This is a genomic window from Collinsella sp. OM08-14AT, from assembly GCF_003438115.1.
Taxonomy (GTDB): domain Bacteria; phylum Actinomycetota; class Coriobacteriia; order Coriobacteriales; family Coriobacteriaceae; genus Collinsella.
Genome location: NZ_QSTE01000014.1, coordinates 19144 through 32057, shown reverse-complemented (window position 1 = coordinate 32057; position 12914 = coordinate 19144). Strand labels below are relative to the sequence as shown.

The 12914-nt window shown below is 62.2% G+C and carries 13 protein-coding genes; 1 reads left to right on the top strand and 12 read right to left on the bottom strand.

Going from position 1 to position 12914, the window contains the following annotated elements; all coding sequences use genetic code 11:
- Positions 1-185: hypothetical protein (locus DXC18_RS10730; RefSeq protein ID WP_233509046.1), on the top strand; the 185-nt coding region annotated here is incomplete at its 5' end.
- A 238-nt stretch (positions 186-423) separates the two neighbouring features.
- Here the strand turns inward: DXC18_RS10730 and DXC18_RS08140 are convergent.
- From DXC18_RS08140 to dusB, 12 genes are all read right to left on the bottom strand, one after another.
- Positions 424-2670: a polyribonucleotide nucleotidyltransferase gene (locus tag DXC18_RS08140; RefSeq protein WP_117583200.1), complete on the bottom strand. Its 2247-nt coding sequence runs from the start codon at positions 2668-2670 to the stop codon at positions 424-426.
- 149 nt (positions 2671-2819) lie between these two features.
- Positions 2820-3098 carry a 30S ribosomal protein S15 gene (gene rpsO / locus DXC18_RS08135; protein ID WP_035138510.1) on the bottom strand — a complete coding sequence of 93 codons (279 nt, stop codon included), beginning with the start codon at positions 3096-3098 and terminating at the stop codon, positions 2820-2822.
- A 138-nt stretch (positions 3099-3236) separates the two neighbouring features.
- Positions 3237-3986: a DNA repair protein RecO gene (gene recO, locus DXC18_RS08130; RefSeq protein ID WP_117629181.1), complete on the bottom strand. Its 750-nt coding sequence runs from the start codon at positions 3984-3986 to the stop codon at positions 3237-3239.
- A 15-nt stretch (positions 3987-4001) separates the two neighbouring features.
- Entirely contained in the window at positions 4002-5069 is a 1068-nt protein-coding gene (gene era / locus DXC18_RS08125; protein ID WP_187362360.1) for a GTPase Era, read from the bottom strand.
- Between the two features lie 12 nt (positions 5070-5081).
- A complete protein-coding gene (locus tag DXC18_RS08120) occupies positions 5082-5459 on the bottom strand; it encodes a diacylglycerol kinase family protein (RefSeq protein WP_099431794.1) in 378 nt (125 codons plus the stop codon).
- Positions 5460-5468: 9 nt separating this feature from the next.
- A complete protein-coding gene (gene ybeY, locus DXC18_RS08115) occupies positions 5469-5978 on the bottom strand; it encodes an rRNA maturation RNase YbeY (protein WP_117564282.1) in 510 nt (169 codons plus the stop codon).
- The gene (locus tag DXC18_RS08110) at positions 5975-6961 is read right to left on the bottom strand and encodes a PhoH family protein (protein WP_117716869.1); all 987 of its coding nucleotides are present in this window, start codon (positions 6959-6961) and stop codon (positions 5975-5977) included. Before DXC18_RS08110 ends, ybeY begins: the two co-directional genes overlap by 4 nt.
- Entirely contained in the window at positions 6942-8234 is a 1293-nt protein-coding gene (locus tag DXC18_RS08105; RefSeq protein WP_117583204.1) for a MiaB/RimO family radical SAM methylthiotransferase, read from the bottom strand. Before DXC18_RS08105 ends, DXC18_RS08110 begins: the two co-directional genes overlap by 20 nt.
- Positions 8235-8243: 9 nt before the next feature.
- Positions 8244-9392, bottom strand: coding sequence for a molecular chaperone DnaJ (gene dnaJ / locus DXC18_RS08100; protein ID WP_117716868.1), 1149 nt, complete (start codon positions 9390-9392; stop codon positions 8244-8246).
- Between the two features lie 81 nt (positions 9393-9473).
- A complete protein-coding gene (locus DXC18_RS08095) occupies positions 9474-10577 on the bottom strand; it encodes a DnaJ domain-containing protein (protein ID WP_199412247.1) in 1104 nt (367 codons plus the stop codon).
- Positions 10578-10635: 58 nt separating this feature from the next.
- Positions 10636-11868, bottom strand: a complete 1233-nt coding sequence (gene hemW, locus DXC18_RS08090; RefSeq protein WP_117583206.1) for a radical SAM family heme chaperone HemW — start codon at positions 11866-11868, stop codon at positions 10636-10638.
- 2 nt (positions 11869-11870) lie between these two features.
- Positions 11871-12914, bottom strand: coding sequence for a tRNA dihydrouridine synthase DusB (dusB, locus tag DXC18_RS08085; protein ID WP_117583207.1), 1044 nt, complete (start codon positions 12912-12914; stop codon positions 11871-11873).

Sequence of the window (12914 nt, the reverse complement as noted above, 5' to 3'; positions counted from 1 at the left end):
GTTTCCTGCTCTACAGTCCTGCTCACGACGGAGGCCACATTAAGTGGCCTCCTGTTCGTGCGGAACTCGCGATAAACTTCATCAGCGCCCGCCCCACGGGAAACCTGCCAAAAAGGGACAGGTTTGTTTTGGTCGGTTTTATCTGGGAAGATGCTGCTGCGGCTATCTACAGATCTGAAATCTGACTACTGAATAGACTGTCTAGCTAAATAGCGAGCGGCACTAACCAGCCCTTTTGCTTGCGACCGGGAGGGGCGCATATGAAGTTTATCGCGAGTTCCGCACGCAAAGGAAAGCACTTAATGTGCTTTCCGTCTTGCGCAGGACTGTAGAGCAGGAAACTTCATATGCGGCCCTCCCGGGCGCAAACAAAAGGGCGACCCCTTAGGAGTCGCCCTTGCATGAGCTGCTTATGTACGGCTGTTACTCGGCGTCGTGGTGACGGCGGGGCTTGCGGCCTCCGTTGTCACCGGGACGGCGCGGACGGTCGCTGCGCTCGGAACGCTCGCGACGCGGACGCTCACGGCGCTGGAAGTGCTCGCCGTCGCCCTCGGAGGAACCCTCGGCGCGAGCCGGGGCCTCGGGCTTATCCAGACGATCGAGCGAAATCTTGCCGCGGTCATCGACTTCGATGACGACGACCTTGACCTCGTCGCCCACATTGAGGACGTCCTCGACCTTCTCCACGCGGCCCTTGGCGACGCGGGAGATGTGCAGCAGGCCGTCCTTACCGGGCAGCAGGTTGACGAAGGCGCCGAAGGGCTGGATGGAGACCACGCGACCGGTGTACTCCTCGCCCGGCTCGGGAACCTTGATGATGAGCTTGATGCGCTCGACGGCCTGGTCCACGGACTCGCCGGTGCCGCCGACAAAGACGGTGCCGTCCTCCTGGATGTCGACCGAAGCGCCGGTCTCGTCCTGAATACCGCGGATGACCTTACCGCCGGAACCGATGACGTCGCGGATCTTGTCGGTCGGGACCTGGATGGAGACGATGCGCGGAGCGGTGCTGCGTGTGGTGTGGCGCGGCTCGGGGATCACATCGAGCATCTTCTGCAGGATGAAGGCGCGACCCTCCTTGGCCTGCTGCAGGGCGCGGGCCAGGATGTCGAAGGTGAGGCCGGTGGCCTTGTTGTCCATCTGCAGGGCGGTGATGCCCTCGGTGGTGCCGGTGACCTTAAAGTCCATGTCGCCCAGGAAGTCCTCGAGACCCTGGATGTCGGACAGGACCACGGTCTTACCCTCCTCCTGGATCAGGCCCATGGCGATACCGGAGACCGGGCGCTTAATGGGCACGCCGCCGTCCATAAGGGCGAGCGTGGAGCCGCAGGTCGAAGCCATCGAAGAGGAGCCGTTGGACTCCATGACCTCGGAGACGACGCGGATGGCGTAGGGGAACTCGTTCTCGTCGGGAAGCACCGGAAGCAGAGCGCGCTCTGCCAGATTGCCGTGACCGATCTCGCGACGCTTGGGGCTGCCCATGCGGCCGGTCTCGCCGGTGCAGAACGGCGGGAAGTTGTAGTGGTGCATGTAGCGCTTACCCTCGGTGGGCTCGATGGTATCCAGACGCTGGCCCTCGTTGAGCATGCCGAGCGACAGGACGGAGAGCACCTGGGTCTGGCCGCGCTGGAACAGACCGGAGCCGTGAACGAGCGGCAGGTAGTTGTCCTTCACCATGATGGGACGGATCTCGTCGGCGGCACGGCCGTCGACGCGCTCGCCGGTCTCGACGACCATAGTGCGCATGGCCTTCTTCTCGAGCTTCTTGAGCGCCACGGGGATCTCGCGCTCCCAAGCAGCCTGCTCCTCCTCGGTGAACTCGGCGCGGATGGACTCCTTCAGAGCCTCGACCTTGCCGATACGGGAGAGCTTGTCGGCGTCGCGCAAGGCGGCTGCCATCTCGTCGTAGTGGGCGAAGATGCGCTCCTGGACCTCCTCGACGGGCTGGTCGAGCGGGTACTCCTTCTTGACGATGGGGCCGTTGACCTGCTCCCACTCGGCGACGAACTCATCCTGAGCCTGGCAGAAAGCAGCGAGGGCCTCCTGGCCAAACTTCATAGCGGCGAGCATGTCGTCCTCGGAGATCTCCTCGGCGCCGGCCTCGACCATCGAGATGAAGTCGGCAGAGCCGCCCAGCTCCAGGTCCAGGTCGGAGTTCTCGCGCTCCTCATAAGTGGGGTTGACGATAAACTCGCCGGTCTCCACGTTGCGGCCGATGCGTACACAGGCAAGCGGACCCTCGAAGGGCACGCCGCCGAGCGTCATGGCCAGGGAAGCACCCATGACGTTGATGACGTCAAAGGGGTTGACCTGGTCGGCGACAAGCGAGGTAGCGACGATGTGCACCTCGTTGCGGAAGCCGTCCGGGAAGCTCGGGCGAATCGGACGGTCGATCATGCGCGCGGTGAGCGTGGCCTTCTCGCTGGGACGGCCCTCACGCTTGAGGTAGCCACCCGGGATGCGGCCGGCAGCGTACATCTTCTCGTTGAAGTCGACGGTCAGCGGGAAGAAGTCATAGTTCTTGCGCTCCTTGGAGACGACCACGGTATCGAGCATCGTGGTGTCGCCCTGCTTGACCAGGCAGGCGCCGGTGGCCTGCTTGGCAAGCTCGCCCGACTCAAAGGTGTAGGTCTTGCCGTACAGCTCAAAGGTCTTGGATACGAGTGTCATTGTTCTCCTTTACCCCACAGGCCCCTTGCCTGCGGGCTTCTCATGTGACGCGGACCCCCTGCCCCCGCCACGCTTCAGAGCGTGATTGTTCGCGCCCTTACACAAAAAGAGCGCCCCGCTGCGCAGGACGCTCTTAGCATGTACAAATCCTACTGGATGTTGTCGCGGATGCCCAGAGCCTTGATGAGCTCACGGTACTCGACGATGTCGTTCTTCTTGATGTAGGAGAGAAGACGACGACGACGACCGACGAGCATGAGCAGACCACGACGGGTGTGGAAGTCCTTCTGATGGGACTTCATATGCTCGGTCAGCTCCTTGATGCGCTCGGACAGGATGGCGACCTGAACCTTGGGGTTGCCGGTGTCGACCGGGGTGTTACCGAACTGGGCAGTCAGCTCCGCCTTGCGCTCTTTGGAAACAGTCATTGTTTCACCTTTCTTTTTGCGTCGCCATCGGGCGACTCGATTCGCCTCGGACTGGGAAGCCGCCGGTGGAGCGAGCAACCAAGGTCGAGGTACCAACAGGTCGGTATGTTACCACAAGCAGCCCGCGCCTGCGCATCATCACCGACCCAACATGAATTCCATCGCACGGAGGCGCTGATCGGTGTGCGTCGCAGCCCAAACATGCGAAAGCCCCAGCAAAAAGGCTGCGGTATGCGGGTCGATTCGCTCGGCCAAAAGCGCATCGAAGGTCATGGACATGAGGGCGCGCAGCCATGCGGCCTCACCGGTCGACACCAGTTCGGCACCTGGAACGCTCGACGCGCACGACCCGCACATGAGGCCGCCCGCCTGGGGCGAAAAATACGACAGCATGGGGTCTCCGCACAGCACGCAGGCCGAAAAATCGGGTCGATAGCCAACGTGCGACAGCAGCTTAAAGACATATGCCGCCACAAGTAGATCCATATGCGCCGTGTCGAGCCCGCTGCCCACCAGGGCAAGCGCTCGCTGCGTTATAGCAAAGGTAAACGGGTCCTCGGCGTCCTCGAACGAGCACACGCGCGCGACCTCGGCGATCGCGCTTGCGGCGCAGGTCGTCTCATAATCGGGCGCAACGCCGAGCGGCGCCTCCATAAGCTCGGCCTGGGAAACCACGTCGAGTGACCGTCCATGTGCGAGCAGCATATCTACAGTACAGAACAGCTCGCAGCGCGCAGCCAGGCGTCCGCCGGGTTTGCGGGCGCCCTTTGCCACGGCACGAACCTGCCGCCCCCGCTCGTCAAGCATCGTCAAGATCAGGTCGGTCTCTTTGAGCTTGGTCTTGTCGAGCACGAGCACCTTCGTGCGATATGTCCGGGAGCCTGCCATGCGCGCTGCGCGTCCTTAGTCCTCGGCGTTGTAGCCAAAACGGCGAATCTGAGCCTCGTCGTCGCGCCAACCGGCCTTGACCTTCACGTCCAACTCCAAAAAGACCTGCGTGCCAAAGATGCGCTCAAGATCGCGACGGGCGTCGATACCGATATGCTTGATCATCTCGCCGCCCTTGCCGATGATGATGCCCTTTTGGCCCTCACGCTCGACATAAATGGTGGCGTGCACACGCAGCACCTTCTTGGTCTGCTCGAGCGCATCGCAAATAACGCCAACGGAGTGCGGAATCTCATCACGGGTGCGGCGCAAGACCTTTTCGCGCACAAACTCGGCAACGAGCGTCTCGTCGGAAGCGTCGGTACCCATGTCCTCGGGGAACCAACGCGGACCCTCGGGCAAAAAGTGCGCAACGGTCTCGATGAAGGCATCGACGTTAAAGTTCTTGACCGACGACGTCACGATCTCGTCGTCATATTCCATAAGCTCGTGGGCGGCCTTAAGCTGCTCCATGACCTGTGCGGGGTCGGCTTCATCGGCCTTGGTGAGCACCAGGACCTTCTTGGAACGGGCATTCTTGACACGCTCGGCAACCCAGGCGTCTCCCCTGCCGATCGGTTTGGTGGCATCAATCAAAAACGCGACAACATCGACATCGTTCAGCTCGAACAGCGCGCTCTTGTTCAGCTCGGACCCTAGACCGTCCTTGGGCTTGTGGATACCCGGGGTATCGACAAAGACCAGCTGGTAGCCGGGTCGGTTGACGACGGCGCGCATGCGGCGGCGGGTCGTCTGGGCCACCGGCGAGGTGATGGCGACCTTTTTGCCATAGCAGGCGTTGAGCAGCGTTGACTTACCGGCGTTGGGGCGGCCGACCAAGGCCACGAAGCCACTGCGGAAACCGGGCTCAACGTCGCCAAAGCCCGCGAGGCTGTCGTCCTCATCGCACAGGGCGTCGAGCTCCTCGTCGCTCATGCCCTCAAACGGGTCGAACTCCTCGACTTCCTCATAGGCCTCGGTCGCCTTAGCATCCGGGGACTCGTCGTCCAAAATCTCATCGGTAGACTGCATATTGTCGGACATGGGAATCCCTTTCTAAATAAAGCCGAGCGCGTGGGCAAATACCAGCAAGCCCACAATCGCGGCGGTGATGGAAAGAACGTATACGGAGGCGGCGGCGATGTCCTTCGCACGCTTGGCCAGCGGATGGAGCTCCTGGGTCGCCAGGTCGACGATGGCCTCCATGGCGGTATTGCAAAGCTCGCCGTGGATCACCAGGCCGCAACAGATGATAATCGTGGCCCACTCGGCAATGTCGAGCCCCACGATGCAGCCTGCAATGACGGTGCACACGCCCGCCACGAGCATGACCTTAATGTTGCGCTCGGTCTTGACGGCGGTGACGAAGCCCTCCATAGCGTAAGAAAACGACTTTAAGAAGGACGGATGGTCCTTGTTCGATCCGGGAATCATAGACGGCTCCTAGTCGTGGGCGTGGTTGGTGATGGGGCCGACGTGGACTAGCTTGGGGTCCTCGCCGCGCTCGAGCGCCAGATCGCGCAGGATGGCGTCCTCGCGGGCCTCCATGACCTCGGCCTCGTCGTCCTCGATATGGTCATAGCCCAGCAGGTGCAGCATGCCGTGTACGAGCATCAGACGACACTCGTCAGCGGGGCTATTGCCAAAACCGGGGGCCTGACGGGCAATAACCTGCGGGGCCAAGATGATATCGCCGAGCTCGAGCGTCTCGTCGGCGGGAATATCCTCGTCAAAGGCCGAGTCGCATTCAAACGAGAGCACATCGGTGGTGCGGTCGATACCGCGCCACTCGTGGTTGAGCTCGTGCATCTCGTCCTCGTCGACATACGAAAGGGAAATCTCGACTTCACGCTCAACGCCCTCGGCGGCAAGCACAACCTCGCAGATGTGCTCCACCTCCTGCGCGTCGAGCAGCGTATCGAGCTCGGCATCGTTGCTGATCAATACACTCAACGGGACTCCTTTCGGTCACGTACGCGCTTCTCGCGCACATCATCATAAGTATCGTATGCCTCGACGATACGTCCCACCAAGGCATGGCGCACCACGTCGGCACGCTCGAGGTGCGAAAATGCGACATCATCGACACGGCCCAAAATCTTCTCGACATCCGCCAAGCCACCACGACGACCCACCAGGTCACGCTGGCTCAGGTCGCCGGTAATCACGAACTTGGAGTTGAAGCCCAGGCGCGTCAGGAACATCTTCATCTGCTCGGGCGTGGTATTTTGTGCCTCGTCGAGCACCACGAAGGCATCACTCAGCGTGCGGCCGCGCATGTAGGCAAGCGGGGCGATCTCGATCACGCCGCGCTCCATAAGCTCATCGGTGCGCTCGCGATCCATCATGTCAAAAAGGGCGTCGTAAAGCGGACGCATGTAGGGATCGATCTTTTCCTCGAGGATGCCGGGCAAAAAGCCCAGATTCTCCCCCGCCTCGACAACCGGACGCGTCAAGATCAGACGGCCCACCTCGTGACGCTTGAGCGCGGCAACGGCGAGCGCCATGGCCAGATAGGTCTTACCGGTGCCGGCAGGACCCAGGCCAAACGTGATGGTATGCGTGCGGATGGCATCCACATAGCGCTTTTGGCCGAGCGTCTTGGGGCGAATGACGCGGCCGCGATACGAAAGCAGCACGTCATCGCGAAGCGACGTAGCCTCGTGCTCACCGTCGCGCAAGACGGCCAGGCAGCGAGAGACATCGTCGGCAGACAGCGTGCGCCCGGCGGCCGCCTCGCAAAAAGCGTGCTCGAAAAAGCGCGCCACGAGTTCGACCTCGTCCGGGTCGCCGCTCACGGAGATGCTATCGCCACGGGCGACCACATGAGCGCGAACCAAGCTCTCGAGCGCACGAAGGACGCCGTCGCCGGCGCCCAAAACGCGCGAGGGATCAATCCCCTCGGGAACGGTAAGTCTAATCTTCGAGGCTTCCATGAACCTCCCTGCGTGCATGGACCAAGCCGGAATCATCGACTCCGATGATAGCAACATCGAGCAGGCACGGGGCTGTAAGTCCACAGGTATCGTCAAGACGGGCATGATGGAACGAGCCGAGCGTCAGGTTGTCGCCATACTCGAGCACGGCACGCTCGACCGTGCCCACGCGACGGCGAGCGTCGGCAATAGCGAGCTCCTGTGCAGCGGCCCGCATACGGCGGCTGCGCTCGGCCATAACCTCGGGCGGAACCTGGTCGGGCATGTCGGCAGCAAGGGTACCGGGACGCTTGCTGTAGCGGAACACGTGCATACGCGAGAAACCCACACGGCGGCACAGCGCCAGCGACTCCTCGAACTCCTCGTCCGTCTCACCGGGAAAACCGACGATGACGTCGCACGAAAGGGACGCCTGCGGCAGATTGGCGCGAATCATACGCACCGTGTCCTCAAAGGCCTCCGCACTATAGGGACGGCCCATGCGATGCAGGGTCGCCGTGCAGCCGGACTGCACGGGCAGGTGCAAAAACGGGGCGATACGCTGCGGAAAGCGCGCCATAACCTTAAGCAGGCGCTCGGAGATATCCATGGGCTCGACCGAGGAAATGCGCACATGCGCAATAGTCGTGCGCTCCATGATGGCCTCGAGCAGCTCATCGATTTCGACGTGCTCGTCGGTCGCGCTCTTGCCATCGTAGGCACCCAGGTTCACACCGGTCAGCACCACCTCGGGCACGCCGGCCTCCTGGGCCTCGCGAACTTGCTCGAGCACGGACTCGACGGGCACGGAGCGCTCGGGGCCGCGCGCCTTCCACACAATGCAATAGGTGCAGCGATGGTTGCAGCCATCCTGAATCTTCACGCCCAGGCGAGAGCGACCGAGCGCATCGACCACCTCGCCATCGCTGCAGGCGGGAACGCTATCGGACTCAACACCCAGCACCTCGCATACACGTTCGGCGACATCTATCTTGGACGGCTCGGCAATCACGCGATCCGAAAGCTCCGACAGCTCCTCGGGATGCAAATTGACCACGCATCCGGTCACGACCACATAGGGCTCGTTTGGATGGGCCAGCGCATGACGGACGGCCTTACGGGTCTTGGCCTCGGCCTCGCCCGTAACGGCGCAAGTGTTAATGACGATCAGATCGGCATCCTGGGGCTCCACAATAGCGAAGCCCAGGCGCATAAGATCGGCAGTGATACGGTCGGACTCAACCCGGTTGACACGGCAGCCGAGGTTGACGACGGAAATATGGGGTGCGAGCACGCGGGCTCCTTAATCGAGGATATCGTCGAGGGCGCTCTTGATGCGGTCGGTCACCGACTTCTTACCGGAAGCGACGTCATCGCCCATATCATCGGCAAAAGCACGGAGCAGCTCGCGCTGCTTATTGGAAAGATTGGTGGGAACGACCACGCGCAGTTGCACGATCAGGCGGCCACGCGAACCGCCACCGCCAATGCGAGGCATGCCGTAATTATTGACGCTCACGGTATCACCGTACTGGGCGCCGGCGGGAACCGTCACCTTAACGACCTCGTCGGGCATAATGCCCCCGACCTCGATCTCGCAGCCGAGCGCAGCCTGCGCAATCGAGATATCGCTCACCAGGTACAGGTCGTCACCGTTGCGCTTAAAGCGCTCGTGGTCGGCAACGCGCACGTTGACAATCAGGTCGCCCGAAGGCTCGCCGCGAAGGCCGGCCTCGCCAAAGCCGCTCACACGCAGCTGGCGACCGGTCGAAACGCCGGCGGGAATATCGATGTCAATCTTATCATGCGAAGGCGTGCGGCCCTGACCGTCGCAGGTCTCGCAGGGATGGTCGATAACCGTGCCCTCGCCATGGCAGTCAGGGCAAGGCGAGGAAGACTGAACCTGGCCCAAAAACGAACGCTGAACCGTCGTGACGTAGCCCGTACCGTGGCAGCGGCCGCACTGCTTTTCCTGTGCGCCCTCTGCCCTACCGGTGCCATTGCAGTCCTCGCAAGGAGCAAGGCGGTCATAGCTGATTGTCTTTTTGCAGCCGAGCGCCGCCTCCTCGAGCGTCACCGAAAGCGAGATGGCCATGTCTCGTCCGCGACGACGCTCACGACGGCTGCGGGCGCCACCGCCGGCACCGCCGCCAAAGAACGACGAGAACAAGTCGTCCATGCCCATGCCACCAAAGATATCGTTGATATCGACGTAGCCCGAACCACCAGGGCCGTCGGCAGTGCCGTAACGGTCGTAGTTAGCACGCTTCTGCTCATCGGAAAGAACGGAATAGGCCTCGTTGAGCTCCTTGAACTTGGCCTCGGCCTCGGGGTCGTCCGAAACATCCGGATGTACGGTACGGGCCTTCTTTAGAAACGCACGCTTAATCGTCCGCGCGTCGGCATCCATGTCGACGCCAAGCACCTCGTAGTAATCCCTATTTTCCGACACGACCGAATCCTTCCGACTTTCATTATTGTCACAGTGCGTCCTATACCCAAGCAGGGCCGACCGCAAACAGAGGGTTTGATGTTATTGCATTTGGTACGGCGAAAGCATGGCCCGTTGCGAGCAGCTCGCGAACCAAACCGACACGAGCGCGAACATGAAGCCGTTGGCAAAACCGTTGGCAAACTGCATCGCGCCGCGCTTCCACCACAGCAGGCTGCGATGAAGCACGCCGTCCGAAAGCACCATGAACAGGCCCATGGCAAACGGAATAAAGCACATCACGGCAAAGGCCGAGAACACGCCCGAGATGGCCGAGAGTACCAAAAACGGCGCCACGATGCCCATCAGGTAAAAACCGGTACGAGCTTTGCCTTCCAAGCGCTCGGCCTCAACATGGGCGCGGCCGACCAGATCGCCGCCCGCGGCACCGTTGGTGCCAGCATGACCCATGCCGCCAATGCGGACCTCGTCGCCATCGTGCGTGCCGGCAGGAAACTCAATCGTCTGCTCGGAGGTTACGCGAGTACGACCGCTGCCGCCGCAATCAGGGCAGGGGTCGGCCACGACCTTACCGGAACCGCCGCACTCGGGGCAGACCGACTGGAACGTGCCCGCACAAAACAGGAAGGACAGGTCGACGTCGATATGGCCGCGGCCGCCACAGCTTGGGCAGGTATGGGCATGCTCGGAGGAGACAGAGCCCGAACCGCCGCAGTTGTTACAGGTATCGAAGCGCGTGTAGCGGACGGTCTTGCGGGCACCGCCCTTTGCCTCCTTGGCGTCGAGTTTGATATCGACGACCACGTTGGCGCCGTTCTCGGGATTGTAGGCAGCCTGCCCGCGACGCGGCTGGCCCCAGGCTCCACCAAAGGGAAAACCGCCCTCAAAGGGATTGCCATAGCCCGCGCTGCCGGCGTAGCCGCCGCCATAGGGCGAAGCCGTAGGAGCGCCGGCGAAGGGGTTGCCCGAACGCATGGCGTCGTAGCGCGAACGCTTCTGCTCGTCCGAAAGCACGGCGTAGGCCTCGGAAACCTCTTTAAACTTTTCCTCGGCATCCGGCTCTTTGTTGACGTCCGGATGGAGCTTGCGGGCCTTTTGCTGGAAGGCCTTTTGAATATCACGCGAGGTGGCGTCCTTGGAGACACCCAGAATCTCGTAGTAATCTTTTTCGTTCATCGTCGCCATGCGCGGCAACCTCCTGCTCAAAGCAGCGTATATATTGCGGTAATTCTACCCGAGCGGTCTATGCTAGACCCCAAAACAGCTCGAACAGAACATTTCCATCGAGCCAACCTAGGTGTGTCGGCGCTAAACGGGCGCGGGCGCGGCCTGCGACGACATCTGCCGAAGTGAAGGATCCCTCATGGGCCCCGAGCGCCTCGGGCACCCACGTGGCAAGTCCCAATTCGAGCGCGTGATCGCAGGCAGCTGCCAACTCGCCCGTTGGGATGACGAAAGCTGCACGAACCAACAGGTCGGACGCGACACCGCGCGTCATGCGACAAGCGAGCATCAGGTCTTCAGCCGCAGCCTCGCGCTGCGACAGATATTCGGTCTCGAACGCCATCGCGTCATCGTCACGTTGCACCAGACGCACGCGGTACGCATCGCCTCGAGAAGACACGCCGGGGAACAAACCTGCGAGACGGTCGAAATCCTCGGCGTCGAGCATGCCCGCGGCAGAACGACCCAGGCCCAGATAGCCCCGTCCGGTCCAGTAGGCAATGTTATGGGCGCACTCATGGCCGTCGAGCGCGTAGCTCGCCACCTCATACGGGTGATAGCCGGCGGCACCCAGGAGCTCGCGTGCCAAGTCCATGCACGAAGCCTGAAAATCCTCGTCGGGCTCGAGCGACTCGTCGCGGCGCGCCATGCGATAAAGGGGCGTCCCCTCCTCAAGCGTGAGCGGGTAGACCGACACATGATGCGGGGCCGCCACCAGCACGCCATCGAGCGTGCGCTTCCAACTCGCTGCGGTCTGCCCGGGAAGTCCGCACATAAGGTCGCACGACACATCAAGCCCAGCGTTCTTGACCGTCGCGATGGCGGCGAGCGCCCGATCGGCATCGTGAATACGGCCGATGGCAGTAAGTTCGGCGTTATCGAGCGTTTGCACGCCCAGAGAGACGCGTGTGACACCAACCTTGACAAGTGCAGTGGCAAGCTCGGCGGTCAGCGACTCGGGATTGGCCTCGCAGGTAAACTCAACGGGGGCACACCACGCACGAATACGCCGCGCCAGCTCCACCAGGCGCTCCCCCGCCAGCGACGGCGTACCGCCGCCAACATAGACGGTGCGGATCTGGTCAAGGGCATCAGCCTTGCCAAAAGCATCGAGACGCGCGAACAACTGCTCAAAATAGGCATCGAGCGCAGCGCTCAGGTCGCACGGAGCAAAACTGCGCGAGTCAAAGTCGCAGTACCGGCACTTTTGGGCGCAAAACGGCACGTGCACGTACAGTGCGGTAACGGCCACCCTTAAGCCTCCAGAGGATGAGGGGGCACCGATTCGCCGGCGGCAAGGGCGGCCTCGCAGGCCACCACATCGCGCTCGATCTCATCGACCAGTGCCATAAACTCCTCGTAAGTGGAACAGCGCACCACATGGGCACGCCAAGCGGCGGCATGGGGCATGCCTTTTAAGTACCAGCTTGCATACGTGCGGGCACGCGACATGAGCGGCAGGAGCTCATGCGTCAGCGTTAGGTGCTCACGCAGGGCGTCCAGGCGCTCGACCGAGCTGCGCGGCGGCACCGGTATGCCATCGAGCGCAAGAGCGCGAGCATCACCAAAGACCCAGGGATTACCGTAGATACCGCGCGCGATAAACACCGCGCTGGCACCCGAGTTGCGCAGATGCTCCGCGGCATCCTCGGCCGAGAACACATCGCCCGAACCAATCACGGGAATCTCAACGGCGTCGGCAACCTCATCGACGACCGACCAATCGGCCTGGCCCGTATAGAGCTGCGTGGCGCAACGACCATGCACGGCGACTGCGGCAGCCCCTGCGCCCTCAAGCATCTGGGCAAATGTCGCGGCATTGCGGTCCTCGGCATAAAAACCTTTGCGAATCTTGACGGTCACGGGCACGTGCGCCGCGCCCACCGTGGCCTCGACGATCTTCTCCGCCAGGTCGGGCGTGCGCATGAGCGCCGAGCCCTCGCCCTTGGTAACGACCTTGCGGGCGGGGCATGCCATATTGATATCGATGAGCGACAGGCGATCGCCAACGCGCTCCTCGACGGCAGCGACGGCGCTCGCAAACTGATCGGGCTTGGAGCCAAAGAGTTGCACGCAAATCTGCTGCTCCTCGTCGGCCGGTAGCACCAGGCGCCAGGTCTTGTTGCTGGCATAGGCAAGGCCCGCCACGCTCACCATCTCGCTGTAGGCAAGGTTGGCACCGCGACGGCGGCACATGATGCGGTAGGCAGGGTCGGTCACGCCCGCCATGGGAGCCATAAGGAACGGCTGCTCGGCATAGGCGCCCAGCAGCCGCAGACTATATTCGGAAAGCGCCAT